Origin of the sequence: Microcoleus sp. D2_18a_D3 (genome assembly GCF_036702455.1) — a bacterium.
Taxonomy (GTDB): domain Bacteria; phylum Cyanobacteriota; class Cyanobacteriia; order Cyanobacteriales; family Microcoleaceae; genus Microcoleus.
In genome coordinates, this window is record NZ_JAUBTK010000041.1 from 15,110 (window position 1) to 39,824 (window position 24,715).

Consider the following 24,715-nt stretch of genomic DNA (forward strand, 5'->3'; position numbering starts at 1 on the left):
AACAGATGCGTCTTTCTGAAGATGGAGATGATTGGCAATGCTATGGATGGTTTTAGCAGATGATTTTATCGCAAAAAGTTCACAACAAATACATTATTTTTAATAAATGTGTCACGGGATAGAAAATTTAACTTAAAATAAAGATAAGCTTCTAACTTTCTAGGTAGAGGAAACGCAGTCACTGGTCTGATCCCCAGCCCAAGCTCTGCTGCATTTTTAACAATAAATTTTAATTAGGTCTCAGCAGCGCCGTAAAAATCCACCTAGTGCTTGGAAATCAGCACTTTTTTGGAATGTCGCAGAGTCTACGCGATCGCAAAACTCAATTAAATATGCTCAAAAACGATTCATCCAAGTATCTGCCAACCTTAGCTCAAGTAATAGACCGCTATCCCTTGACAGTTGCGCCCGATACCCCACTAGCAGAAGTAATTACCCTGATGGGCCAACGGCGCGGAATTTGCTCTCTAAACGCAGACATTCCACCAACCGATATCTATCAGCCACTAACAGAAATCGCAAATCCCCCCACCTCAAGCGCGTGCAGAGACGCGACAGGTATCTGCGTCTTTGTCGTGGAAAAATCACTCTTAAAATTATCCTCGCACTCGGCTCCACATTCTCACTTGCAAGGAATCTTCACAGAAAGGGATCTTGTCGATTTGATTGCCTCTGGCAAAAACTTAAAAGGTGTCACCATCGCAGAAGTGATGAGGCAGCCTGCAGCAACTCTGACAAAATCCGAGACTCAAGACATTTTCAGCGCCCTAATTCTGCTGGGGCAACGAAGAATTAAGCACTTGCCAATATTGGATAGTGAAGGTCAACTCTTAGGAGTAATTACGCCGGAAAGCATTCGCCAAGCCATGCTGAAACCGGCAAATATCTTAAAAATGCGCCGCGTGAAAGAAGTAATGACCGCACAAGTCATTCAAGCACCTCGCTCCGCGTCAGTTATGAGTTTAGCCGAGTTGATGGCCCAGCACCGCGTTAGCTGCGTGGTAATTACCGAATCAACAGAATTATCGAGGGATTTACCGTTCCCGATTCCAGTAGGTATCGTCACAGAACGGGATATTGTGGAATTTCAAGCTTTAGATATAGATTTGTCGCAAACGATCGCCCAAACTGTGATGAGTACCCCTTTATTTAGTCTCAAGCAAGAAGACTCGCTGTGGGTAGCTCATCAGGAAATGCACCAGCGTTTAGTCCGCAGGTTGGTAGTAACGGGGGAACGCGGAGAACTCGTGGGAATAGTTACTCAAACCAACATACTGCGCGTACTTGACCCGATGGAAATGTCCGGGGCGATAGATGTTCTGCACGATTCAGTGGCAGAAAGAACTAGGGAATTGCAAAAAGCGATCGCATCCCTCAGCTTGACTAACGCCAGACTAGAAAGCGAAATTGCTACCCGCGTTAGGGCCGAGGCCAGACTCCATCTTTTAGAATCTGCTGTAGTGAACGCTAACGACGCGATCGTGATTATGGATGCCGGAGACAGCGATATCTCCGACCCCACCATCATCTATACCAACGAAGCTTTTACCCAAATGACGGGCTACCTACCCCAAGAAATCATCGGACAAACCCCCAGTTGCTTGCGCGGCCCAGAAAGCGACCCCACCCAAGTCGATAAAATTCGCCGTGCTTTCTCTCGCCAAGAACCCCTACGCCTAGAATTGATTAACTACCGCAAAGACGGTTCAACTTATTGGGTGGAACTCAACAGCGTACCCATTGCCGACACCTCCGGGAACGTTACCCACTGGGTGTCAGTGCAGCGGGATATTAGCGATCGCAAGCGCATGGAACAAGCATTTTTTGAAGAAAAAGAACTCGCGTTTGTTACTCTACAATCGATCGGCGATGCCGTAATCGCTACTGACGCCGACGGCTGCATTTCCACCCTTAATCCAGTTGCCGAAACACTCACGGGTTGGTCTACCTCGGAAGCTAAAGGTTTGCCCCTCGCCAGCGTGCTGAGAATAGTTGACGAAACTACCAGGCGGCCGATCGAAAATATCGCCGAAATCGCTTTGTCCGAAGGTCGGATTGTTGACCAAGGGCGCAACAATTTGCTGATTGCCCACAACAACAGCGAATTTGCGATCGACCACTGCGTCGCCCCCATCCACGCCAGCAGCGGCAAAATTGTCGGGGCCGTCGTTGTGTTCCGAGATGTCACCCAGGTGCGAACTCAAGCGCGGCAACTCACCTGGCAGGCAACTCATGACCCTCTGACGCAATTAGTCAACCGCCGGGAATTTGAGTACCAGCTAGAGCACGCCCTACACGGCGCTCAAGGTTACGGGCAAGAACACGTGATGCTTTACCTGGATCTCGATCGCTTCAAAATAGTTAACGACACCTCCGGTCATGCTGCTGGGGACGAACTGCTGCGCCAAGTCAGCCAGCTATTTAAAAGCAATATACACAAAACCGATATTTTGGCGCGTCTCGGCGGCGATGAATTTGCCGTACTCCTGTATAATCGTCCCGTCGAACGAGGATTGAATGTTGCTGAAACGCTGCTGCGAAGCATTCAGGGATTCCGCTTTGCGTGGCAGGACAAAACTTTTTCGATCGGCGTCAGTATCGGTTTGGTAGCAATCAATCCCAAAACAGCATCGACATCTGCGATTTTGAGCGCGGCCGATATGGCCTGCTACGCTGCTAAAAATAAAGGTCGCAACCGGGTACAGGTTTATCAAGCCGGCGATCGAGAATTAATCAAACAGCACGGCGAAACCGAGTGGGTGGTGCAAATTAATCAAGCTTTAGAAGAGAATCGCTTTTGCTTGTACTCTCAGCCGATCGTACCTTTGCTCAATTCTCCAACCACCGGAAGCCACTGCGAAATCCTCCTGCGCCTCCAGTTGGAAACTGGTGAGTTGGTGTCGCCGATGGCGTTTATTCCGGCTGCAGAACGCTACAACTTAATGCACGCGATCGACCGCTGGGTGATTCGTACTTTATTTAGCAATTTATCTAAAATTTTCACGGCAAATTTATTAGTTCAAAACCCCGGGGTAGACAGCGATAAAATAGTTACCTTCCCTGCTTGCTCTCTTTTGTCGGATCTGCAATCCTCATTTAGCAAATATCCCAACCTTTATTCAATCAACCTTTCTGGGGACAGCCTCAACGAAGAAAAGTTTATCGAGTTTATTCAGGAACAGTTTTCCATCCATCAAATACCGCCACAAATAATTTGTTTTGAAATTACCGAAACCGTGGCGATCGGTAATCTCAGCAAGGCAGCAAGCTTGATTTGGCAACTCAAGGAACTAGGCTGCCAGTTTGCCTTGGACGACTTCGGCAGCGGTATGTCTTCCTTTGCTTACCTGAAAAGCTTGCCGGTTGATTATCTCAAAATTGACGGCAATTTTATTAAGAATATTGTCAATAATCCTATTGATATTGCAATGGTGGAAGCTATTACCAAAATCGCTCACGTCATGGGAATTAAAACTATTGCGGAGTATGTTGAGAATCAAACAATTATGGATAAACTCAATGAACTTGGGGTAGATTACGCTCAAGGTTATCATTTGGGCAAGCCTCAACCTTGTAACTTCACATCTCCGATTTTAGAGGAAGTTTTGGGGGAGTTTCCTGTTAATTCTTTGGCTTTTGAGGCGAAGCTGGCTTGTTGAAGAAGGAAGTTCGGCAACGACGAGCAAGCAATGGGATTTAACGGATTTAAGGGAGGGATGTTGAGGCAAGAAGGAAAAGGGAGATTTTAAGTTCTCATATCGTTTACTGTTATTTCGGAATGATTTAACCGCAGAGACCGCAGAGGGCGCCCAGGAAGAGAAGAGAGAGATGAATAATTCCGATACTAACGGATTTTATAGAGCAATCCTTGCAGGACTCGTGATTTGTTTACCCCATCCCAACCCTCCCCGAACCCCCTGGGAGTCCGTAAGAAATTCACAAATGATGCGAGGATTTCTCTATCAGATTAATTTTCCCCATTCCCCCTTTTCCATTACCCATTACCTTCTACAGTAGTTTCCGCTGCTTCAATGTACTGACTGTCTAAGAGAAAAGCACCTTTTTCAAAGCGAATTCCCCAATAATTGCCGGGACGGCGATCGATCACAACGCCTTCAGCGCCGATCGCAATTAAATTCGCAGGCCGCAGCATCGGCATCGGTTCGGCAGTTTTGACGTAAGGCGGCATCGCCACAACTCGGACTTTTTGACCGATTGTAAATTCTTTTTCCATGAGTTTTATTCCTTTTGCCGATCGGCATAATCTAATCGTAACTGGGAGTGCGATCGAGAGCGATGAAATTTCAGACAGTATCTTTCATGCGTTTAGCCAACAAACAATCCTCAAAGCTAAAGGATTCTTCGTCTAAAAAGCTGGAGATTGCCATTTCGTAGGCGTAAGCCGGGGCGTAGCCATCGCGGCTTCGAGAGAACATTCAAGTTCAGCGGACTTGGACAACAGGGCAGCTTTTATATAGTCAGGCAAATAATCGACCAACTGATGAATAGCTTCTGGAGAAAGGTGTTGTGTGGCGATTGTTTGATTCATAACTCTCTGGGGATTTTAATGTTGTAGGGAGGGTTGCTGGCTTGGAGGATGAGGGTTTCTAATTCATATGATAACCCCGGTCTTTGCCATTGGTTGAGAGTGACGAAGGCAATCCTTACTTCGTCTGGATTGTAGCGATGCCTGCGGCTGGCTACGCCTACGAGCCAGCCCCACAGAAAGGCTTTATGTCCGTTGCGAAGTCTGTCTCGCAAGTTTTTGGCTTTGCCAATGTAAAGCAATCCTTCGGAGGAATGCCGAAATGCGTATAAACCTACTCTGGTAGGAATGGTATCAAAGTCGCGGCTGAGGGGTTGACATTGCTCGAAGGGGGTGAATGCAAGGGTGTCGAGAATTTGGCGGGCTTCTTGTTGGATAGAATCGGGCATAATGAAAGGCGATCGTATTTGCCAGATTTTATATTGAACGATCGCCCATTAATTACCGACATTAACTTCAAGTTCAGAGTCTTTAGTTGCCGCGCCCCGGTTTGCAATCGGCAAAACCAAGTGCTTCGCTATCGAGGAAATTAGCAATTGCCATTTCCACAACAATTTCGATCGGATATTCAATTTCCGCAGCACGGGCGATGAGGGCCGCACGAATTCGTTCTGGAAGGTATTTTAGGATGGCTTCGGCATCAGCAGCAGATAGTTGTTCCAGAGTTGTTGATTGCATGAGTCTAGTTTTCCGGTGGGATTTGAACGTTGTAGGGCGGCTCAGTTGCTCTGTGAATAATGGCTTCTAGCTCTAATAATAACGCAGGGTTGCTCCATGTTTCACTCCCAGCACGGGAAAAATATTGTGTATGACTTTTTATTTTAAATATTCCTGCAAGAATTTCCAAGCCATTTGAGTACCCTCGCCGGCGTTGACTTTCCTAAAATCTACATCTTTTCTCAAAACTACAAAACCCACACCTTCTTTGATTTCTATTTGATCAAAATTCCTAATCCTAGCCAAAAACAAGTGATTTTCCTGTATAACTTTTTGATTATTTTGAGTTTTTGTGTGAAGAAAAGTTGTGATAAATTCTATTGTGTAATTGGTTTCGAGGCAAGTTTCTTCCTCCAGTTCTCGCACCGCTGCCTGCTTTGGACTTTCTCCAACGTCCACGCCACCACCAAAAGTAGAAAGCATCCCTTGACTTGCAATACCTACAATATTATCTCGCAGTTGTGCCACAATCTGACCGTTGGGGAGAATTAGAAAAATGCGAACAATTGACTGAGGAATATTCATATTAGATGTTTTAAAATGTATAGTTTAGTTAAACTTGGTTTACTTTGTTTCAGTCCCCTCGCCGGGAAAAAGTAGAGCATAACACGGATGACTTGAGTCATCTGACTGTTTGCACAATTGGCTAACTTGACTATCCTCCGTGTATTCGTGTTCATCCGTGTCGTGCTGATTCTCATTTTTTCCCCCGATCGCACATAACACCCGATACCGATCGCGCTACAATTGTCAATCGGGATGAAAATGGCTGATGTAAAAGTAGGGGATAGTTGCTATGGCTACAAGTCGTCGCATTGAGCGTGTAGCTTCAATGGTTAAACGGGAAGTCAGCCTGATGTTGCTGAATGGAATCAAGGACGACCGGGTAGGTGCCGGTATGGTTAGCGTTACCGATGTAATTGTTTCGGGAGACCTTCAGCATACAAAAATTTTTGTCAGCATCTACGGTACTGATGAGGCAAAGGCTGAGACTATGGAGGGTTTGAAATCTGCTACTAGCTACGTCCGCAACCAGTTGGGCCAACGATTGCAACTGCGCCGGACGCCGGAAGTGATTTTTCTCGAAGACCGTTCTTTGGAACGGGGCGATAAAATGTTGATACTGCTGAATCAGCTTTCTGCCGATCGCAAACCGGGTATGTTTGATGACGAAGAATTGGCCGATGGCAATGAAAATGATGATGATGATGATTTAGAAGCAGACGAGGATTAGTGTCTGAAGCTAGTCAACAGTCAACACTCAACAGTCAACAGTCAACAGTCAACAATTCCTAATTTCCCATGATTGACAATCTTTCCTTACCAGAACTGGTGGCCCAGATGTTCGTGGTGCGCGCTTCTGGCTGCTTGTTCGACCACCAAATTCGCTATCCCGAATGGGAACCAACTGCTAGCAAACTCCGCTATTATCTGGAAAATTTGGGCGTCGGTGGGGTGATTTTGGTGGGGGGAAGTGCTGCAGAGTTGGCGGTTCGATCGCACCAATTGCAGTCTTGGGCTAAGTTTCCGCTACTGCTGGCGGCTGATATTGAGGAAGGTGTCGGCCAGCGGTTCGCAGGGGCGACTTGGTTCGGGCCGCCGATGGCGATTGCTGAAGTGGCGCGACACGATGCAGGTAAAGCCGATCGATATGCTGAACAAATGGGCGCTGTCACTGCGATCGAAGCTAGGGCGATCGGTTTGAATTGGATTCTCGCACCGGTGGTTGATGTTAACAACAATCCCGACAATCCTGTGATTAACGTCCGCGCTTTTGGCGAGACACCGGAAATTGTCGGGAAATTAGCCGCTGCTTTTATTCGCGGCGCAGGTGAGCACCCGGTTTTGACTACAGCTAAGCATTTTCCCGGCCACGGAGACACGGCGGTTGATTCTCACTTGGAATTGCCGGTTTTGCCGCATTCGCCAGCGAGATTGACTGAGGTTGAGTTACCTCCTTTTGTCGAGGCGATGGCTGCTGGGGCCGATGCTGTGATGAGTGCTCACTTGCTGATTCCGGCTTGGGATGCCGAGTTTCCTGCTACTCTTTCTCGCAAGATTTTGATCGGGAAGCTGCGAGAAGAGTTGGGATTTGAAGGTTTGATTGTGACGGATGCTTTGGTGATGGGTGCGATCGCCAATAAGTACGGCGCTAATGAAGCTGCTGTTTTGGCGGCTGAGGCTGGTGCTGATGTTTTGCTGATGCCGCTTGACCCGGAAGGCGCGATTCTGGCTGTCTGCGAAGCTGTCACTCAAGGGCGAATTCCTGTCTCACAAATCAAGGAATCTGTCAAGCGAATTTGGAAAGCGAAAATAAAGGTGGGTTTGCCGATTTCTGACCCCCCCCAACCCCCCCTTGCTAAGGGGGAGAGCAAGAATTTAGAATCCATCGAGTCGATCGACTTAGGTTTGCTGGCAACTCCCCAGGCAAGGGCCACTGCTGCCGATATTTTGCGAGATTCTTTGAAATTTGGCGGCAATCTACCTTTGCAGGTTGCAAAACCAGCAGAAAACCAGCTTTTGCGGAATTTGATTGTTGTAGATGATGTTTTGGGGTGTGAGTTTTTGGGCAACCACACTCCGGCGATCGCCCTTCCCGAACAGTTTGGTTACGAATTGCAACTGATTGACGATCGCACAGGCGCGATCGCTGATAATACAGGTGCAGAGGATTTTTCTCCGACACTGCTGCAAATTTTCATTCGCGGCAATTGCTTCCGAGGCAGTGCTGGTTTGACCGAAGCAGCTCAAGATTGGTTTAAGAAATTATTAAAAACGGGAGAACTGCAAGCCGTGTTAATTTACGGCAGTCCCTACGTTTTAGAGCAATTTTTGCCACACTTGCCTCCGAGTATTCCTTATGTATTTTGTTTTGGGCAGATGCCGGCAGCGCAATCTCTCGTTCTAGAAGTGCTATTCGGCATTGACGCAACTGGTAAGGCTTGAGTTGCCGCACTTCTGAATCTTTCCTTTGTTGCTTGCTGCGTTAGGAGTTAAATTCATCAACCCGGTTTCTCGCGACAAATTCTGCCTTTGTGGTGAAGTATCCAGAAACCGGGAATTGGACGCGGGTTCCTAAGTTCTCAATAGAACTTTCCAGCAGATCCGCCTGCTAGTGGGGAAAATGTGCTGCTTCTCCACATCCTAAGACAGATCCCATCACTTACTGATCGTTCCTATAATTTTTTTAAATTGACGGCAGTGAATTGTATAGCTGTATACGGACAAAATTTAACTTCCATATTCGTAAGTTTGGACTATATTATTACCAGGGCCATAAATTTTTTTAGTAAAACATTGAGGGCGCATTATGATTCAGTCCACTATTCCCCAAATCCAATACTCTTTAGATGTGATCCAAGATGAAGCGCGTCACCTCGTCCACGAGGGCGTGCTGAGCCGCCAACAGCCTATCTACACGCTGTGCCAATTCATTCCCCCCCGGGAATGGGCTTGTGTAGAGTGCGAATTAGAAAAATGCGACTTCTTGCTGCGCGATCGCATCGCCGACCTGATCGGTTCTGAGAAATGGGACAATGACTAAAGTTTGGTTCTCTTAAATTAAGTTGGCAAGTAAACTCCGGCTGTGTTAAAGACTCTTGATTCTTTAATACTAGGAATTTTCGGCGCGCAAATTTTCCAACTCGGCTCTGAGCGCTGCCATGTGTGCTGTTAATTCTTGAATCTCTAGCTGTACGTTAGGCTGTACAACCGAATCGGGAGGAGCATCTGTTGCTGCATCTGATTGCTTGGGCGAGACAGATTCACTGTCTGCATTCTCCCGATCGCCCGGTTGAGAGAAAATAGTATCTACAAAATTCCGGGCTTCTCGCTCAGTCATTTCTCCTTTTTCCAGCAGATCATCGGCTAGCTGGCCAAAATCTGACTTCAGTTTGTCAAGATTTTCTTCTCGCTTCAGGGGATCTTGCAATGTCTCAATTAAAAAGGAAGTTGCACCTAAAGTTAGGTGAAATCCTGTTTGCAGCATTTGAGGCAGGTTGTCGGGATTCATCTAAAAATGCCGCTAGAACGTTTTTCTGAGTTTTTGGTTCGCCAGTTGCTCGCAAGTGAGGGCGTAAAGCCGCTTCTTAGCGCGAAGATGCTGGCGTTGTGGGTCGCGATCGCCCCGATTCAGGAAATATCAGCTTTTGGGGGGACGTTTTGTCGTTGTGCCAATACTAATCGTATCATTACTTGGTAAATTAATAAATGTCAAGTGTAAATTTTTGTAACGACGAATCGAGACTTTCCCACTGGAAGGCTCAGTCTATTTTAGATTTTAGATTTTAGATTTTAGATTGAAGAGGACTTAGGCACTGGGACTAAAAAACCCCGGTGGCTGATTACCCGTGCGTAAGTCCTGTTCAAGCCCGTTAAGGATACAGCGCTTCACCGGTGGAAGGATCAAATATAAATAGTCGATCGAAGTCAATCTGTACCGTCAGCCGATCGCCCGATCGCAAGCGAACACTCGCAGGTACTTGCACCTGTACAGTAGTTTCAGCGCTCACCGAAGGCAAACTCGCCCGAATTAAAGTTTCTCGCCCCAGAGGTTCCACTACTTTTACCTCTAGATCGAGGGGGACTTTTTCTAGTGCCCAAACATCGGTTTTCAAATCATCATCTTCTACTGTTTGTGGCGTAAAGATTTCTATATTTTCTGGACGGATGCCCAAATCAAATCCTTGTCCTTCTCTCGCTTGCAATTTTTTCTGAATCGAGGGCGGACAGGCTAAATGTTGATTTCCTACTTGAAAGGATTCGTTAGTATAAATTGCAGGTAAAATGTTCATGGCGGGATTGCCTAAAAATGTGGCAACCATGCGGTTCGCTGGTTTCGCATAAATGCTTTGCGGGTCTCCAATTTGTTGAATTTTTCCCCCATTTAAGACTACAATCTTATCCGCTAAAGTCATCGCTTCCACTTGATCGTGGGTGACGTAAACGGTGGTAATTCCCAACCGTTGATGCAGTTGTTTGAGTTCTGCTCTAGTGTCGTCTCGCAATTGAGCATCGAGGTTAGAAAGCGGTTCATCTAAAAGGAATACTTTCGGTTCGCGGGCGATCGCCCTTCCGAGTGCTACCCGCTGCTGCTGCCCGCCTGATAGCTGTTTGGGCTTACGCTTGAGGAGGTGGTCGATCGAGAGTGATCGGGCTACTGTTTCGACTCGTTCTTGAATTTTAGTCGGGTCAACATTCCGCATCCGCAATCCAAATGCCAAGTTTTCTGCGACAGTCATGTGCGGATAAAGCGCGTAATTTTGAAACACCATTGCAACGTCCCGCTGTCTCGCCGGAATGTTGTTAACTAAATTATCTCCGATGTAAATATTGCCGGAAGTGGCGGTTTCTAAACCTGCAATTGTCCGCATAATTGTCGATTTCCCGCAGCCGGATGGCCCGACTAATACCCAAAATTCCCCGTTCGGGATTTTGAAGCTGATGTTTTCGATCGCGGTGACGTTTTGGTAGCGTCGGGTAATATTTTCTAAGCGAACATTTGCCATTTTTTAATTGTAATTGGTAATGGATAAATTAGTGCTTTTTACCTTCAGAATTTAGCTTTCATAAAACTGCTCCAATTCTAAAACTGTGCGATCCAATTCTTCAACTATAGGCGTTAGCTCAGCTTGGCGGAATGCTTCTACTAAAGAACGATAATACCAGAGAGAACCCTCTTGGCCACCTTTGAAGCGTTCCCAAACAGTATCTCCTAATTGACGGGAATCTTTCAGGATCGATCGAGCATTATAAAGTTTATCAGCAGCCGAGACTAATCTGACTGAGCCAGAAGCTGTAGAAATGCGATCGATATAAGCTTGTTTTCGCTGTCGCCAAGGGGGTTTCGGCGTCTCGTCACTGTCTGTACAGCCGTCTACAATCGCTGTGACAGTATCCCCAAAGCGGCGGCGGATGGCTTCGCGGGTGGTAGCGCCGCCTTGATCTTCGATCGCATCGTGAAGCAAAGCTGCGATCGCCTCATCTTCATTTGCCCCATATTCTAAAGCTATACTAGCAGTGCCCAACAAATGGGCAATGTAGGGAACGCCGGAACCTTTGCGAACTTGAGTAGCGTGCAATTCGGCGGCATAGGTGAGGGCTTCAGAAAAACGGTTTGAGAGAATCATGAAAGTCACCTTTCTGAATTGCTATGATATATAAATTGTCGGGCTAAGTTGAAAAGACGAAATCTACCAAGTTCAATAAGATCGTAAAGATGCGATCGAGAGCGATCGCTTGTACAATTATAATCGTTAACAAGAGGTTTCTAGCATGAGAGCTACTATAATTATACAAAAAAATGCCGACCAAAACTCCGAACCAGAATTACCGCAAAAATCAGAAAATATAGCAGAAAGTCCGCCAGAATCTGAGCCTAAAAAAGTCATATCTCTTGAAAATTTTTTAGTCAGACCTGCTGATAGAATGGAATGGGTTGACGGCAACTTAGTGGAGAAAACAGGAATGACATTCAAGCACGGTCTCGCTCAATCTAAATTATCTACATCCTGGAGAAATTACAAAAATTCCAGCGGACAGGGAGGAGAAGTTCTTACAGAAGTCCTTTGCCGGACTAGCAAGCAGGGTCGCCGTCCCGATGTTGCTTACATTACTCCTGAACTGCTGCCACAATCAGGCAATTTTACAGCATTTTCCCAAAGTTTTCCTTTGATAGCGGAAGTTGCTTCCCCCGAAGATAGCGGCGAAGAGTTATTTGCCAAAGCTCAAGAATATTTGGAATCGGGATGTTTAGAAGTTTGGTTGTTGTTTCCTGAAGCTAGATTAATATTTGTCAATGCAGGGGAACGCTGGCGGTTGTTTAATGCGGATGAAGTTGTTAACACTCAAAGTGTGCTTGCAGGTTTTAGCGTAGCGGTCAGTGAATTGTTGGCTTGAGGTATTTGTTAAACTAATTTCTTAAAATCCTAAAAAGAGAAACTCACGGTGAGAAATTTTAGCTTAAGACTGGGTTTAATTAGAATGTGGGAAGGATCAAATCGAGTTTAAGATCGACCTACAGGTAACTTTGAAGTATTGATACAGTTAGCATCTAATTAGGGGACTGCGGCATAAACTGAAAAGGGCTGACCCTAAAGGGTAAGCAGATTCATCCCACGACTAAAAGCCCAGGGCTTTCTTTGGGATTTTCTGTAAACGGTAGTCTTCGATGGGAATTGGGTTGAGAGATTGTTGGTGGAGTGCGTGCGATCGCCTTTAAATTCGATCCAGAACGATCGCCTGATTTACTAAAAAGAACACTCGGCTAACATATCAAAGCTGATAACCGCCTCCCACTCCACCAACCAACGGCACATCAACAAACTCAGCCATTGTTGCTCTCCCGTGAAAAAGAGAAAGCAACTCGCAACTTGCTAATGCGACTCGTCGTTGGAGTGACGAAGCGTCGGTGTCTCGCCAGGAATTTAAGCGCCTTGAAACCTCTACCCAGGTGGATTGAACATCAAGCTAGCACTTCCTCAAGTCTATTTTCTTTAGAAGCCACTACCATGTCTCTGACAAACTCATCCCTGAATCTATTTAAACCTAACCGCAAACTTTCCCTGCGATCGCTCCTCATTGTCCCGTTTGTACTACAAATCTTTGCAGCAGTTGGATTAACCGGCTATCTTTCACTTCGCAATGGGCAAAAAGCAGTGAACGATTTAGCGGGGAAATTGACCAAAGAAGTCAGCGCTCGGATCGACCAACATTTAGAGAGCTATCTCTCCACTCCTGTTAAGCTTAATCAACTTAATCAAGATTCTATCGATTTGGGTTTGCTGAATGTAGAAAACACCGAAGAGCTGGGAGACTTCTTTCGGAAACAGGTTCAATCTTTTAATGTGGGTTACGTACTCTACGGTTCCAAAGAAGGGAATTTTGCTGCCTCTGGAGTCAACTTTGGTGATGATGGTCAAGAAACGATTGTCATTGACGAACTTAACCCAAAGCGACATGGCAACAATCATAACTACCTCTATAAAACGGATAGCAAAGCAAATCGCATCGGAATTCTCAGAGACAATGGGGAATACAATTTTCAAAAAGAGAGCTGGTATTCGGAAGCAGTCAAATTTGGAAAACCGATGTGGAGTTCTATTTATCAGTGGGAGGTTAAGCCCTATCCTTTATCTATTGCAGTTGGCCGTCCTATTTACGACCCTAAAAATAAAAAATTAGTAGGCGTAATTGGAGTTGAGCAGAGGCTTTCACAAATTAGCGATTTCTTGCGGCAGCTAAAAGCTAGTCCATCAGGAACAACATTTATTCTGGAGCGCAATGGGCTGTTAGTTGCAAGTTCTAGTAGCGAACAGCCTTTTGTCGTGATCGACAATCTACCAAAACGCCTAAAAGCAACTGAGAGTAGCGTTCGCACTATTAAATCTACCGCGCAGCACCTTGTCCAACAGTTTGGTGAGTTTAATAAAATTCAAGATTATCAACAGATTGATTTTACAATTAACAACCAGCGTCAGTTTGTCCAAGTGACATCGTGGCGCAATCAGTACGGTTTAGATTGGCTGGTAGTTGTAGTGGTTCCAGAATCTGACTTTATGGGGCAAATTAGTGCTAACACTCGCACCACCATCTTGCTCTGTTTAGGAGCATTAGCTGGAGCCACAGTCTTAGGTATCTACACCTCTCGCTGGATTGCCAGCCCGATTATGAAATTGCAGCAAGCGAGTGAAGCGATCGCCACCGGACAACTCGATCGCACGGTAGAAGTGCAAGGCATCCACGAACTCGAAGGACTGGGGCGAGCGTTCAACCAAATGGCAGCGCAACTCAAAACCTCTTTCATCGAACTGGAAAGCCGTGTTGAGGAACGCACCGCAGAACTGAAAGAAGCAAAACTTGTAGCCGATGGCGCGAACCAAGCAAAAAGCGAATTTCTCGCCAACATGAGCCACGAACTCCGTACTCCCCTCAACGGTATTTTGGGTTATGCTCAAATCCTCAACCGCAGCAGCGCATTGCCAGCGAAAGAACGTCATGGGGTAGAAATCATTCACCAGTGTGGTTCTCATTTGCTGACGCTGATTAACGATGTGTTGGACTTGTCCAAAATTGAAGCCGGCAAACTAGAACTCGCACCTAAAGCAATTCACTTTCCCTCATTCCTCCAAGGTGTCGCTGAAATCTGCCGCATTCGTGCCGACCAAAAAGGCATTGACTTCGTTTACGATCCCGATCCGCAGTTACCGGAAGGGGTTTTTGCCGATGAAAAACGGCTGCGTCAGGTGTTACTCAACTTGGTGGGAAATGCGATTAAATTCACCGACAAAGGTTCTGTCACGCTCAAGGTTGCCGTAGTTGAGAATCCTCCCAATCCGTCTACTCGCTCTTTCAAATTTCAAGTTGAAGATACGGGCGTAGGAATTGCGCCCGATCATTTGGATAAAATTTTCCAGGCTTTTGAACAAGTGGGCGATCGCCAGCGCCAAGCCGAGGGCACGGGTTTAGGACTCGCGATCAGCCAAAGAATTGTCCAACTTATGAACGGACAAATCCAAGTTAATAGCCAACCCGGAGTCGGCAGTGAATTCTTTTTTGAGGTGGAACTGGCGATCGCCACAGATTGGGCCGAGCAAAACTCCCTCACAACTGGAAAACAAATTATTGGTTACGAAGGACAACGACGCAGCATTCTGGTGGTAGACGATCGTTGGGAAAACCGAGCCGTTCTCGTCAACTTGTTAGAGCCACTAGGATTCCAACTTAGTGAGGCAGAAAATGGACAAGCAGGATTGGAAAAAATACGACAGTCTCAACCTGACTTAGTGATTACAGACTTGGCGATGCCAGTTATGGACGGCTTTGAACTCCTCAAACAAATTCGCAGTGCAAAGGATTTGCAACACCAGAAGATCGTAGTCTCTTCTGCATCAGTATCACAAGCCTATCGACAGATGAGTTTAGATGCAGGGGGAAATGATTTCCTGGCAAAGCCAGTGGAAGTTAGTGAATTATTTAACCTCTTAGCCACTCATTTGGAATTGGAATGGAAATATGAAATGACTGGCTCAAACGACTCTGAACCATCCACTCCAACGACTGCATTAGAAAAGCCAGAAGGGATGATTATTCCTTCCCAGGTCGAGTTAAATACCTTACTAGAATTGGCACAACAAGGCAACTTAAAACGGCTACGATCGCACACAGAGCATATTGCTCAATCTAACCCTCGCTACGCTGATTTTGCCTCACAAATTCTTCAATTAGCCAAGGAATTTAAAGCCGAAGAGATTGAAGAGTTGCTACAACAACACCTCACAGAGAAGAAAGCCGATGTCTAGTCCTGAATTAATTCTGGTGGTGGATGATACCCCTGCCAACTTAGAAGTGGTTTGTGAGACCTTAAGTGATGCGGGGTACGAAGTAGCAACCGCAATCAATGGCGATCGCGCTCTTAAGAGAGTCCAAGCTTATCCTCCGGATCTGATCTTACTCGATGTTCAAATGCCAGGAATTGACGGCTTTGAAACCTGCAAGCGTCTGAAGGCAGATCCGAAAACCGCAAGTATTCCCATCATTTTTATGACCGCTCTCTCCGATGCCGATAGTAAGGTGAAAGGATTTGTCCTGGGTGCTGTGGACTACATCACCAAACCCTTTCAAGAACAGGAGGTGCTAGCACGGGTAAAAACTCATTTGCAGCTACGGCAGTTAACTAAAAATCTCGAACAGCGTGTAGCTGAGAAAACCGCTGATTTAGAAGCAGCACTCACACAACTGCAACAGTCTCAAATTCAGTTAGTCCACACCGAAAAAATGTCTGCTTTGGGCAATTTAGTGGCGGGTGTCGCGCACGAAATTAATAACCCGCTTGGTTTTATTGCTGGCAATCTGAAACCCGCTCAGGATTGTATAAAAGACCTCTTTCAAGTTATCGATCTCTACCAAAAAGAACTCCCTTATCCAAGTGCCACGCTACAGGCATTCCTGGAGGAAATAGACTTGGAATACTTACAAGAGGATTTACCCAAGTTGATCGATTCGATGCAAGAAGGAGTCGATCGCATTCACACAATCAGCACCAGTTTAAGAACCTTCTCGCGTTCGGATTGCGATCGCCCCATTCATTACAATATCCACGACGGGCTTGACAGCACAATCTTGATTCTCAAGCATCGCCTCAAAGCCAACGAATGTCGCCCGGAAATTGAAGTGATCACAGACTATGGCGATCTGCCACCGGTAGAATGCTTTGCCGGACAGTTGAATCAGGTATTTATGAATGTGCTGGCAAATGCGATCGATGCCCTTGAGGAATCAAATAAAGGACGCAGTTTTGCTCAGATCAAAGCCAACCCCAACCAGATTACTGTCAAAACCCAATTGTCGGAATCTCAGGCAGTGATCCGAATTCAGGATAATGGGATTGGCATTACGGATGCGGTGAAGCCAAAAATCTTTGAGCATCTGTTTACCACCAAAGGCGTGGGGCAAGGAACAGGGCTGGGATTGGCGATCGCTCATCAAATCGTAGTCGAGAAACACTCTGGAACTCTAGAAGTTAACTCAACTTTAGGTGAAGGTACAGAGTTTGTGATTTCAATTCCGGTGAGGGCGATCGCTGTAAAAGACATTCAGGCAAGGATCTGCGTTGACGCAGTATAACAAATCGTTGCAGTGGCAGCAGAAACCTGATTAATCCCCTCTTCAAACCCTCCAAACTATTGATATAGTAGTACGCGGTGCAAAAAACGGTAAACCATGACAGCCACAAATCTCGTCAATAAATTTGAGTACAAACCCCTATACAAACCAAATCAATTAATTTGTGGAACGGGGCAAACAGCCATTGTCAGCGGCTGGACAGTAAAAAGTGCGATCGGCAAAAAATTACAACCCAACGAATTTGCTGTCATCGGACAACTCTACTCTCCTACTCGCGGCATCAACTTCTTAATTAGAAACTTGCTGTGCAATCCCCACGTCCGCTTTTTAGTAATTCTCAACGCTACTAAAGAAGACAGCAACTCCGGTGCTGCCGCGTGCTTGCTCGACTTTTTTCGCAACGGCTTTGAAGCGGGAAAAAGCGATACAGGTAGAGATTGCTGGCTAATTAAATCTTCAATATTTGGCTACATTGATATTGAAATAGCGGCAGAAGCCTTAGAACTATTGCGTCATTCAATAGAATGGAAAGAAGCCCAAAATATAGCCGACACAGTGACATTTGTCAAGTCTTTTTCGGAAAAAGAATCTGTTGAACCTTGGGGAGAACCCGTAACATTTCCCCTAGTCGAAATCGTCCCGACTGTACTCCCCGGTCAGAAATACGGACACAGAATCGAAGGTAAAACTATAGCCGAAACTTGGGTAAAAATCATCCACCGAATTAAGACCACCGGCACCTTGCGGCCGACTGGTTACGACGGACAGTGGCAAGAATTAATTGACTTAATGGCAGTGATTACAGATGAACCTGCGGAGTTCTATTTTCCCGAACCGAATTACTTACCAATCGACCGCGATTTCCTCGAACAGTACAAACCGCAAATGCTGGAAGATGCCCCGTATAACGAAGGCATTAAATATACCTACGCACAGCGGATGCGGTCCTGGTTTGGCCGCGATCAAATTGAAGAAGTGATTGCCAAACTAATTAAAGAAATTGACGCGGCAAGTGCTGTAATTAGTTTGTGGGATGCCGGCGGAAATATTAACAGAAGGTCTGACGGTTCCTCAGACCACCAGCACAGCGGCAGTCCTTGTTTAAATCACATTTGGGTGCGAGTTGTAGACGAAGAAATATCCCTAACTGCAACTCTCCGCAGTAACGATATGTTTGCGGCTTGGCCGGCCAATGCAATGGGTTTGCGGGCTTTGCAGCAGCACATTCGAGATGAAATTGCGAGGCGTTCCGATTATAATTTGACGATGGGCCCGTTGGTAACGCTGAGTCAATCGGCTCACTTGTATGACGATACCTTTGAAAATGCCGATCGACTAATTCAAACCCAATATGCTAAAATCTGCGAAGATCGAGACTTTTTCGATGCAGCAGGCAATTTTTTAGTTGAAGTAGCCGACAATCAAATAGTTGTCACGCAAACCACCCCCGGCAGTGGCGAAGTTGTCACCTGTTATTCTGGAAAAAACCCTCTCAAGTTAGTGCGAGAAATTTGTGCGGCTTCCCCGGCTATCAAAGGCGAGCATATTGGTTATTTGGGAATAGAATTGCAAAAGGCGGCCGAGTGTCTGAAAACCAGCAACCAATACATTCAGGATAGAAAATGAATCTAGAAGAAGAAAGACCGACTTGGGACGAATACTTCTTAATGTTAGCAAAATTGGCTGCTACTCGATCGACTTGTCTGGCTTTTCCTGTAGGCGCGGTGATCACTAAAAACAGGCAAGTTTTAGCAACGGGTTACAACGGTTCGCCGTCAGGTTCGGCACACTGTACTACTCAAGGCTTCTGCTATCCTGGTTTGAGTAGTTGCGACGCCAGTAAAACTTTGCCATCAAGGGCGGTTCACGCGGAAGCAAATGCGATCGCCAAAGCTGCTAAACACGGTATATCTACTGCTGGGGCTAGTATTTACGTCACCTTAGAACCCTGCATCTATTGTTTGAAATTAGTCATTGCCGCTGGAATTAGAGAAGTGTTTTACGAAACGAGTTTTAACAGCGGAGAAAAAGCTGCTTTGAGAGATACTTTTATCAGTGAAGGTATTGTTGAGTTAAAACAAATTCAGCTATCTGAAGATACAGCAAAAAAGGCAGCTTTGTTTTTATTGCATCCTACATCTGTGTCCAAAAATTTAGTATAGGAGCAATCCTCCCCGTGGTTGTGGCAGCCACAGGAAATAACTGTGCTGTGTTCCTATAAATGATATTTATTTGCTGGCCATTTGTAGGGATACGGCAGTGCCGTATCCTAAATCCCGCGTGATACAAATGATATTTATTTTACGCTTTGTAAAGACACAGCACTGCCGTGTCTTTACAACAAATAGAGATGGGGATTAACCAAAAAACTTCCTGACAAATTGTGAATACCGTGTAGTTCAATCAATCAAACTCATTCACAGCTTGCAAATAGTCGATCGCCGCATCTATCCTCGAAGAATACTTAAAAGCAAACTGATCGAACCAATATCCCTCATCGGAATTTTTATCCAACTTTTTCAGCCAAACCTGAGCTTGCCTAACTTTCTGTCTGTGCGTTTGTACGTCCAACTGCTGCCCCGCGACTTTTTCTGCTGGCTGCTGTTCCAGTGAAGCTACTTCCTGAGCTTGATTTTGTGCTTCGTGCTCAGCCTTAAGCGGTTGCTGTGAAGCCGCTTCCTGAGCTTTATTTTGTGCTTCGTACTCAGCCTTAATTTGAGCTAAATCCTTATCCAAAGAACCAGCATACAAATTTATATCTGATGTTTTAAATGTTTGATTAGACGGCACTGTTGCTTGTGGCAAAGGCACTTGTGCTTGCACCGACGGCTGAGTTTTCAACTCAGCATTTTTTTTAGATGCTTGATACTCTGCCTTAAGTTCACCTAACAGGCGCTCGATAGATTCCATAACTTAAACCCCCTAAAAAATGCTGCTGGGCTAACTGGCCCAAATATAATCACGGAAACTTCGCCCGCCTCCTCAATCAGTTATTGCATTCAGCAATACCTCTGTCAGGGTCATTCCTTCAATATCATCCATCGTGACAGTATCAACGATATCGAATTTAGCCCCGGCGCTTTGCAGTTCGTCATCCAATATCTTGAGAAACTTAGTAGCTTCCGGCGCATTCCCTACTTGAATGAAAGAAATCGCCAACTCTTCATCTCGATCGAGCTTCCGCGAAGCCTCTATAATGGTTTTCATCACTTCTTTGCGATCGTCCGGTTCCCCGTCCGTCACCACTAATAAGGTTTCCCCATTTTGCTTGGTCTTACCGGATGCTTTGCGCTGAAAATAACTGTTCAGGGCGTCTTGCAGAACAGCAGCTAAATTCGTAGTTCCCGAAGGTTCGTTTTCTTGGAAAATTTGCACGACTTTAGCTGCTGTTACGTTGTCGTAGCGCTTGAAGCGACCGGAAAACACATAAACTGTTATGCCATCAGGATCGAGTTCTTCGCATTTATTCGCCAATGCGATCGTCGATTCTTGGATGAGCGCCCACCGAGTTTTACCGCCCATCTGGTCTTTTGTGTACATACTGCCGCTTTTGTCAATAATGATGGTATAATCGCGGTTCTGAAGCATAAGATTTTTCCTGTTAATTAAGTAGTTCCCAAAAATATCAAAACCAGCGAGCAGAAGCTGTTGAGCTTTAGTTGCTCGCTGCGTTTTTTAGTTGATTTGCGATCGCAAATAGCGGAATTTAAGCGGCAACTAAAGCGTCTTTAAGTGGCTTCCAGCTAAAAGCTCGATCGCCCCCCATCTCCACTGCTATTTTAACTCGCGGTTCTAACGTCGGCAAAACAGTCAAATACTCAATCTCCTGACTCGACAAAATCTGCCCTTCAATAATCCACAGCACCAGTCCTTTTGCTTTCGGCGGCAAATTGTCTAATTGAGTTTTCAACATCGGCGGCACGTAGTACGTATAACCCACAGCTCCTTCATTGCCAGTAGTTTTCTTGCCCAAATGCGGCGGCCGCACCCCGTGAACCCCCGTTAAATACATCGCCAAATCACCCAAACCCCGCGCCGAAATCGTGTACCCACCGTAGCCCGCAGCCCTCAGCCTGCGGAGGTAGCGCCCCTCAAATCCTCCTTCTAAAGGAACGTACAGGGCCAGCGACCCCGACTTTTCCAAATCCCGAATCAGATCAGATCCCGTCGTAATCAGTCCCATAAATTTGTGTTTCCTGCTGTATCAAAATTTGGTCGATCGCTGCTTGCGAGCTGGAAATATTATAAATCTTAAAGTTGAGCCTAAAAATTCTCATACCGGCCTTGACAAACGACAAACACTTCATGTACTATTGTGAATTGTCGCCGTAAAGGATACTGAGTGGTTTGCTGCTCAAGTCCTGGCACAAACAAGCAAGACCGAGACAAAACTCGGAGATCTAGCCGGTAAAAAGCCGCGAATCTCAACCCTTGCAAGACTTCCACAAGCTCGCTCCCAAATTTAAAACTCAAATTTTAAACACCGAGGAAGGCTGTTGGTTGATAACAGTTAATTGCAGGAACATTGAAATAAATGTTTCTGCACAAGAGCAAGCGGATTGACGTAAATTTCGCAATCCGAAACCTCTTGCGTAAATAAAAGGAAGAAAATCCGTGTCTGTAGGCATTCTTGGCACTAAACTAGGCATGACTCAAGTGTTTGACGCCGAAGGGAGAGCCATCCCCGTCACCGTCATACAAGCAGGGCCTTGTACAGTAACTCAAATCAAAACAAAACAAACTGACGGCTACGGTGCCGTTCAAGTTGGATACAACGAAGTCAAACCAAAGGCTCTCAACAAGCCAGAACTAGGACACCTTGCCAAGTCGGGGGCGAATCCATTGCGCCACTTGCAGGAATACCGATTGGAAGACACCAGTTCATTTGAATTAGGTCAACAACTAAAAGCAGATACCTTTACACCGGGACAAATAGTAGATGTCATCGGTACCAGCATCGGTAAAGGTTTTGCAGGTTTTCAAAAGCGCCACAACTTTAAACGAGGCCCGATGTCTCACGGTTCCAAGAACCACCGCGAACCTGGATCGATCGGGCCTGGAACTACTCCCGGTCGCGTTTATCCCGGTAAAAGAATGGCGGGACGTATGGGCAACGTTCAAGTCACCGTCCGCAAATTAACAATTGTCCGGGTGGATACAGAGCAGAATTTGCTGCTAATTAAGGGAGCAGTTCCCGGCAAAGCTGGCGCCTTAGTCAATGTTGTGCCTGAGAAAAGAGTAGGACGTTAGTCAGTAGTAAGTAGTCAGTAGTCAGCAGTCAGTAGATAGTGGTTGGCCGTTAGTAGCAAGCAATAACTAAGAACTAAAAGCTGAAAACTAAGAGCTGAAAACTAAGACCTGAGAACAGACAACAGACGACAGACAACAGACAACAGACAACTAATCAACAGACAACTAACAACAGACAAAGGACAAAAGATATGGTTAACTGTGTAGTGCGAAATTGGCAAGGCGAAGAAGTTGGAGAAACAACTTTAGAACTGCGCGTAGCCAAAGAAGAAAATGCGTCTCACATCGTTCACAGAGCATTGACGCGGCAACTGAATAACGCTCGTCAAGGAAATGCTTGCACCAAAACTCGATCGGAAGTCCGAGGCGGTGGCCGCAAACCCTGGCGTCAAAAAGGCACGGGTCGAGCCAGAGCAGGTTCTATCCGTTCTCCGCTGTGGCGGGGCGGCGGTGTCATCTTCGGGCCAAAACCGAGAGACTTTGAAGTCAAAATGAACAAAAAGGAACGCCGTCTCGCTTTGCGGACAGCATTCCAAAGTCGCACCGAAGACATCATTGTGGTTGAAGAATTTGCAGAGCAATTTCCGAGACCGAAAAGCAAAGAATTGCTGAGTGCGATCGCCCGCTGGGGCATCGAACCCGATACAAAAGTTCTGTTAATCTTGCCAGAACCGCAACCAAACGTCTACTTATCCGGACGCAACATCGAATTAGTAAACGTCATCTTGGCAACATCCCTGAATGTTTACGACGTTCTCGCGGCTGACAAAATTATCGTCACATCTACAGCCATAGCTAAAATTCAGGAGATTTACGGTGAGTAAAATCGACCCCCGCGACTACGCAGATTTGATCCAGCGTCCGATTCTCACCGAGAAAGCTACCCGAATGATGGAATTAAATCAATTCACATTCGACGTAGCTCCCAAAGCGACCAAGCCTCAAATCAAAGCTGCAATCGAAGAACTATTTAAGGTCAAAGTCATCGGCGTCAACACCCAAAACCCGCCGCGCAAAAAGCGTCGAGTTGGCAAATTCGTCGGCTTTAAACCTTGTTACAAGCGAGCAACCGTAACTCTGACCGACGGAGACTCGATCCGCAAACTCCTATTCCCAGAAGTCTAGACGATTTTGGATTTTAGATTTTAGATTTTAGATTTTAAATTGCGGTTAACTGGTGGAAATTCTCGAACCAGAAAACTCGTAAGTTAACCAAAGATCGCCAATCTTCAACCTAAAATCTAAAATCGATAAACGTCAAATCCAAAATCCAAAATCCAAAATCTAAGATAGATCGATTATGGGCATCCGTTCTTACCGACCTTATACCTCCAGCACCCGAGAACAAACCGTCTCGGACTTTGCTGAAATTACCAGATCAGAGCCAGAAAAGTCTCTAACCAGCAATAAGCACACCAAACAAGGCCGCAACAACCGAGGCGTCATCACCTGTCGCCACCGGGGAGGCGGTCACAAACGGCTTTATAGAGACATCGACTTCCGCCGCGACAAACACAGCATTCCCGCTACCGTCAAGGCGATCGAATATGACCCCAATCGCAACGCCCGCATCGCCCTCCTGTTCTACAAAGACGGCGAAAAACGGTACATCCTGCACCCGCTCAACTTAAACGTCGGTACAGTAATTGTCTCAGGCCCAGACGCGCCGATCGAAATCGGTAACGCCCTCCCCCTGAAGAACATTCCCCTCGGTACCAGCATCCACAACGTCGAGCTAGTACCCGGAAAAGGCGGACAAATCGTTCGCTCCGCTGGCTCCAGCGCTCAGCTAATGGCAAAAGAAGGTAGCTACGTCACCCTCAAACTGCCATCCGGCGAACAGCGCAAAGTCCGCGCCGACTGCTACGCCACCATCGGTCAAGTCGGCAACACCGACGCCAGAAACATCAGCCTGGGTAAAGCAGGCCGCACCCGCTGGAAAGGTCGCAGACCCACCGTTCGCGGTAGCGTCATGAACCCGGTAGACCACCCGCACGGCGGTGGCGAAGGCAGAGCTCCCATCGGACGTCCGGGGCCTGTCACTCCTTGGGGTAAACCAGCATTGGGTGCAAAAACTCGACGCAAAAACAAGCGCAGCGACGCTTTAATCGTCCGGCGTCGCCGCAAAGCTTCCAAGCGCGGCAAGGGCGGCAGACAAAGCTAGTCATCAGTCAGCAGTCTTCAGTGCTTAGTTATTAACTGCTAACTAATGACTGAGGACTGATGACCAATGACTGCTTAATTCTGACTAATGACTCCTGAATTACTAAAAAAATCATGTCTCGATCGCTAAAAAAAGGGCCTTTTGTCGCAGATGCTCTGATGACAAAAATCGAAAAACTCAACGCCGCCGGCCAAAAACAAGTAATTAAAACTTGGTCGCGCTCTTCCACAATCCTGCCCCAAATGGTAGGTCACACGATCGCCGTTCACAACGGCAGACAGCACGTACCCGTCTACCTCACCGACCAAATGGTAGGTCACAAACTCGGAGAATTTTCCCCCACTCGCACCTTTAGAGGTCACGCGAAAAGTGGTGATAAAAAGGCGAAAAGATAGCCGAATTAGGTGACAGGTAAT

26 protein-coding genes are annotated in these 24,715 nt (G+C 46.3%); 15 read left to right on the plus strand and 11 right to left on the minus strand.

The window, feature by feature from the left end:
• Positions 1-293: 293 nt before the first annotated feature.
• Positions 294-3,659, plus strand: coding sequence for an EAL domain-containing protein (locus QUB06_RS18900; protein ID WP_333436576.1), 3,366 nt, complete (start codon positions 294-296; stop codon positions 3,657-3,659).
• Between the two features lie 335 nt (positions 3,660-3,994).
• Here the strand turns inward: QUB06_RS18900 and sipA are convergent, their stop codons facing one another.
• The 5 genes from sipA to QUB06_RS18925 all read right to left on the minus strand — a co-directional run bounded on the left by sipA (position 3,995) and on the right by QUB06_RS18925 (position 5,788).
• The gene (sipA, locus tag QUB06_RS18905; RefSeq protein ID WP_333101820.1) at positions 3,995-4,234 is read right to left on the minus strand and encodes a regulatory protein SipA; all 240 of its coding nucleotides are present in this window, start codon (positions 4,232-4,234) and stop codon (positions 3,995-3,997) included.
• Positions 4,235-4,304: 70 nt separating this feature from the next.
• On the minus strand, positions 4,305-4,436 hold the full coding sequence (locus QUB06_RS18910; RefSeq protein WP_333436577.1) for a hypothetical protein: 132 nt from the start codon (positions 4,434-4,436) through the stop codon (positions 4,305-4,307).
• 109 nt (positions 4,437-4,545) lie between these two features.
• Positions 4,546-4,935: a GIY-YIG nuclease family protein gene (locus tag QUB06_RS18915; RefSeq protein ID WP_333436578.1), complete on the minus strand. Its 390-nt coding sequence runs from the start codon at positions 4,933-4,935 to the stop codon at positions 4,546-4,548.
• A gap of 82 nt (positions 4,936-5,017) precedes the next feature.
• A complete protein-coding gene (locus QUB06_RS18920) occupies positions 5,018-5,224 on the minus strand; it encodes a hypothetical protein (protein WP_333300623.1) in 207 nt (68 codons plus the stop codon).
• Between the two features lie 138 nt (positions 5,225-5,362).
• Complete coding sequence (locus QUB06_RS18925; RefSeq protein ID WP_333436579.1) at positions 5,363-5,788, minus strand: NUDIX domain-containing protein; 426 nt, start codon at positions 5,786-5,788, stop codon at positions 5,363-5,365.
• A 271-nt stretch (positions 5,789-6,059) separates the two neighbouring features.
• Here QUB06_RS18925 and rbfA point away from each other — a divergent pair, with 271 nt between their 5' ends.
• The 3 genes from rbfA to QUB06_RS18940 all read left to right on the plus strand — a co-directional run bounded on the left by rbfA (position 6,060) and on the right by QUB06_RS18940 (position 8,807).
• The gene (gene rbfA, locus QUB06_RS18930) at positions 6,060-6,497 is read left to right on the plus strand and encodes a 30S ribosome-binding factor RbfA (protein ID WP_333436580.1); all 438 of its coding nucleotides are present in this window, start codon (positions 6,060-6,062) and stop codon (positions 6,495-6,497) included.
• A gap of 68 nt (positions 6,498-6,565) precedes the next feature.
• Positions 6,566-8,209: a glycoside hydrolase family 3 N-terminal domain-containing protein gene (locus tag QUB06_RS18935; protein ID WP_333436581.1), complete on the plus strand. Its 1,644-nt coding sequence runs from the start codon at positions 6,566-6,568 to the stop codon at positions 8,207-8,209.
• A 364-nt stretch (positions 8,210-8,573) separates the two neighbouring features.
• Positions 8,574-8,807, plus strand: a complete 234-nt coding sequence (locus tag QUB06_RS18940; RefSeq protein ID WP_333121145.1) for a DUF4327 family protein — start codon at positions 8,574-8,576, stop codon at positions 8,805-8,807.
• Positions 8,808-8,876: 69 nt separating this feature from the next.
• Here QUB06_RS18940 and QUB06_RS18945 read toward each other — a convergent pair whose 3' ends face one another.
• Positions 8,877-9,275 (minus strand): hypothetical protein, encoded by a 399-nt coding sequence (locus QUB06_RS18945; RefSeq protein WP_333436582.1) that lies wholly within the window; start codon positions 9,273-9,275, stop codon positions 8,877-8,879.
• A 6-nt stretch (positions 9,276-9,281) separates the two neighbouring features.
• Here QUB06_RS18945 and QUB06_RS18950 point away from each other — a divergent pair, with 6 nt between their 5' ends.
• The gene (locus QUB06_RS18950) at positions 9,282-9,464 is read left to right on the plus strand and encodes a hypothetical protein (protein ID WP_333436583.1); all 183 of its coding nucleotides are present in this window, start codon (positions 9,282-9,284) and stop codon (positions 9,462-9,464) included.
• Between the two features lie 172 nt (positions 9,465-9,636).
• Here the strand turns inward: QUB06_RS18950 and QUB06_RS18955 are convergent, their stop codons facing one another.
• Complete coding sequence (locus QUB06_RS18955; RefSeq protein ID WP_333436584.1) at positions 9,637-10,770, minus strand: ABC transporter ATP-binding protein; 1,134 nt, start codon at positions 10,768-10,770, stop codon at positions 9,637-9,639.
• 51 nt (positions 10,771-10,821) lie between these two features.
• Entirely contained in the window at positions 10,822-11,391 is a 570-nt protein-coding gene (locus QUB06_RS18960) for an HD domain-containing protein (RefSeq protein ID WP_333436585.1), read from the minus strand.
• A gap of 145 nt (positions 11,392-11,536) precedes the next feature.
• On the opposite strand from QUB06_RS18960, the gene QUB06_RS18965 reads away from it, so the two are divergent.
• From QUB06_RS18965 to QUB06_RS18985, 5 genes are all read left to right on the plus strand, one after another.
• Entirely contained in the window at positions 11,537-12,160 is a 624-nt protein-coding gene (locus tag QUB06_RS18965) for a Uma2 family endonuclease (RefSeq protein WP_333436586.1), read from the plus strand.
• A 611-nt stretch (positions 12,161-12,771) separates the two neighbouring features.
• Positions 12,772-15,561: an ATP-binding protein gene (locus QUB06_RS18970; protein ID WP_445251402.1), complete on the plus strand. Its 2,790-nt coding sequence runs from the start codon at positions 12,772-12,774 to the stop codon at positions 15,559-15,561.
• Positions 15,554-16,885, plus strand: coding sequence for a response regulator (locus QUB06_RS18975; protein WP_333436588.1), 1,332 nt, complete (start codon positions 15,554-15,556; stop codon positions 16,883-16,885). Before QUB06_RS18970 ends, QUB06_RS18975 begins: the two co-directional genes overlap by 8 nt.
• Before the next feature lie 96 nt (positions 16,886-16,981).
• Positions 16,982-18,511 carry a thymidylate synthase gene (locus tag QUB06_RS18980; protein WP_333436589.1) on the plus strand — a complete coding sequence of 510 codons (1,530 nt, stop codon included), beginning with the start codon at positions 16,982-16,984 and terminating at the stop codon, positions 18,509-18,511.
• A complete protein-coding gene (locus tag QUB06_RS18985) occupies positions 18,508-19,047 on the plus strand; it encodes a dCMP deaminase family protein (RefSeq protein WP_333436590.1) in 540 nt (179 codons plus the stop codon). The genes QUB06_RS18980 and QUB06_RS18985 overlap by 4 nt, the downstream gene beginning before the upstream one ends.
• Positions 19,048-19,288: 241 nt before the next feature.
• On the opposite strand, the gene QUB06_RS18990 is transcribed toward QUB06_RS18985, so the two are convergent.
• From QUB06_RS18990 to QUB06_RS19000, 3 genes are all read right to left on the minus strand, one after another.
• Positions 19,289-19,795 (minus strand): salt stress protein, Slr1339 family, encoded by a 507-nt coding sequence (locus QUB06_RS18990; protein ID WP_333436591.1) that lies wholly within the window; start codon positions 19,793-19,795, stop codon positions 19,289-19,291.
• Positions 19,796-19,867: 72 nt separating this feature from the next.
• On the minus strand, positions 19,868-20,473 hold the full coding sequence (locus tag QUB06_RS18995; RefSeq protein WP_333436592.1) for a VWA domain-containing protein: 606 nt from the start codon (positions 20,471-20,473) through the stop codon (positions 19,868-19,870).
• A gap of 118 nt (positions 20,474-20,591) precedes the next feature.
• A complete protein-coding gene (locus tag QUB06_RS19000) occupies positions 20,592-21,068 on the minus strand; it encodes an NAD(P)H-quinone oxidoreductase subunit N (RefSeq protein ID WP_333059805.1) in 477 nt (158 codons plus the stop codon).
• A 431-nt stretch (positions 21,069-21,499) separates the two neighbouring features.
• Between QUB06_RS19000 and rplC the strand changes: the two genes are divergently transcribed.
• From rplC to rpsS, 5 genes are all read left to right on the plus strand, one after another.
• Positions 21,500-22,135: a 50S ribosomal protein L3 gene (gene rplC, locus QUB06_RS19005; RefSeq protein ID WP_333436593.1), complete on the plus strand. Its 636-nt coding sequence runs from the start codon at positions 21,500-21,502 to the stop codon at positions 22,133-22,135.
• Positions 22,136-22,326: 191 nt separating this feature from the next.
• On the plus strand, positions 22,327-22,959 hold the full coding sequence (gene rplD / locus QUB06_RS19010; RefSeq protein ID WP_190657994.1) for a 50S ribosomal protein L4: 633 nt from the start codon (positions 22,327-22,329) through the stop codon (positions 22,957-22,959).
• Entirely contained in the window at positions 22,952-23,260 is a 309-nt protein-coding gene (locus QUB06_RS19015; protein WP_006634999.1) for a 50S ribosomal protein L23, read from the plus strand. Before rplD ends, QUB06_RS19015 begins: the two co-directional genes overlap by 8 nt.
• 175 nt (positions 23,261-23,435) lie before the next feature.
• Positions 23,436-24,299, plus strand: coding sequence for a 50S ribosomal protein L2 (gene rplB / locus QUB06_RS19020; RefSeq protein WP_333057787.1), 864 nt, complete (start codon positions 23,436-23,438; stop codon positions 24,297-24,299).
• A 113-nt stretch (positions 24,300-24,412) separates the two neighbouring features.
• A complete protein-coding gene (gene rpsS / locus QUB06_RS19025) occupies positions 24,413-24,694 on the plus strand; it encodes a 30S ribosomal protein S19 (RefSeq protein ID WP_006634997.1) in 282 nt (93 codons plus the stop codon).
• Positions 24,695-24,715 lie beyond the last annotated feature (21 nt).

Bases quoted from the DNA above. Each gene is read 5' to 3' on its own strand.
- QUB06_RS18970 (WP_445251402.1), top strand. From the start codon at position 12,772: ATGTCTCTGACAAACTCATCCCTGAATCTATTTAAACCTAACCGCAAA.
- QUB06_RS18940 (WP_333121145.1), top strand. From the start codon at position 8,574: ATGATTCAGTCCACTATTCCCCAAATCCAATACTCTTTAGATGTGATC.
- rpsS (WP_006634997.1), top strand. From the start codon at position 24,413: ATGTCTCGATCGCTAAAAAAAGGGCCTTTTGTCGCAGATGCTCTGATG.
- QUB06_RS18920 (WP_333300623.1), bottom strand. From the start codon at position 5,224: ATGCAATCAACAACTCTGGAACAACTATCTGCTGCTGATGCCGAAGCC.
- QUB06_RS18935 (WP_333436581.1), top strand. From the start codon at position 6,566: ATGATTGACAATCTTTCCTTACCAGAACTGGTGGCCCAGATGTTCGTG.
- rbfA (WP_333436580.1), top strand. From the start codon at position 6,060: ATGGCTACAAGTCGTCGCATTGAGCGTGTAGCTTCAATGGTTAAACGG.
- rplB (WP_333057787.1), top strand. From the start codon at position 23,436: ATGGGCATCCGTTCTTACCGACCTTATACCTCCAGCACCCGAGAACAA.
- rplD (WP_190657994.1), top strand. From the start codon at position 22,327: ATGGTTAACTGTGTAGTGCGAAATTGGCAAGGCGAAGAAGTTGGAGAA.
- QUB06_RS18985 (WP_333436590.1), top strand. From the start codon at position 18,508: ATGAATCTAGAAGAAGAAAGACCGACTTGGGACGAATACTTCTTAATG.
- QUB06_RS18910 (WP_333436577.1), bottom strand. From the start codon at position 4,436: ATGTTCTCTCGAAGCCGCGATGGCTACGCCCCGGCTTACGCCTACGAA.
- QUB06_RS18965 (WP_333436586.1), top strand. From the start codon at position 11,537: ATGAGAGCTACTATAATTATACAAAAAAATGCCGACCAAAACTCCGAA.
- QUB06_RS18925 (WP_333436579.1), bottom strand. From the start codon at position 5,788: ATGAATATTCCTCAGTCAATTGTTCGCATTTTTCTAATTCTCCCCAAC.
- QUB06_RS18995 (WP_333436592.1), bottom strand. From the start codon at position 20,473: ATGCTTCAGAACCGCGATTATACCATCATTATTGACAAAAGCGGCAGT.
- QUB06_RS18980 (WP_333436589.1), top strand. From the start codon at position 16,982: ATGACAGCCACAAATCTCGTCAATAAATTTGAGTACAAACCCCTATAC.
- QUB06_RS18950 (WP_333436583.1), top strand. From the start codon at position 9,282: ATGCCGCTAGAACGTTTTTCTGAGTTTTTGGTTCGCCAGTTGCTCGCA.
- QUB06_RS18900 (WP_333436576.1), top strand. From the start codon at position 294: ATGTCGCAGAGTCTACGCGATCGCAAAACTCAATTAAATATGCTCAAA.
- QUB06_RS18990 (WP_333436591.1), bottom strand. From the start codon at position 19,795: ATGGAATCTATCGAGCGCCTGTTAGGTGAACTTAAGGCAGAGTATCAA.
- QUB06_RS18960 (WP_333436585.1), bottom strand. From the start codon at position 11,391: ATGATTCTCTCAAACCGTTTTTCTGAAGCCCTCACCTATGCCGCCGAA.
- QUB06_RS18975 (WP_333436588.1), top strand. From the start codon at position 15,554: ATGTCTAGTCCTGAATTAATTCTGGTGGTGGATGATACCCCTGCCAAC.
- QUB06_RS18945 (WP_333436582.1), bottom strand. From the start codon at position 9,275: ATGAATCCCGACAACCTGCCTCAAATGCTGCAAACAGGATTTCACCTA.
- QUB06_RS18955 (WP_333436584.1), bottom strand. From the start codon at position 10,770: ATGGCAAATGTTCGCTTAGAAAATATTACCCGACGCTACCAAAACGTC.
- QUB06_RS18915 (WP_333436578.1), bottom strand. From the start codon at position 4,935: ATGCCCGATTCTATCCAACAAGAAGCCCGCCAAATTCTCGACACCCTT.
- QUB06_RS19000 (WP_333059805.1), bottom strand. From the start codon at position 21,068: ATGGGACTGATTACGACGGGATCTGATCTGATTCGGGATTTGGAAAAG.
- sipA (WP_333101820.1), bottom strand. From the start codon at position 4,234: ATGGAAAAAGAATTTACAATCGGTCAAAAAGTCCGAGTTGTGGCGATG.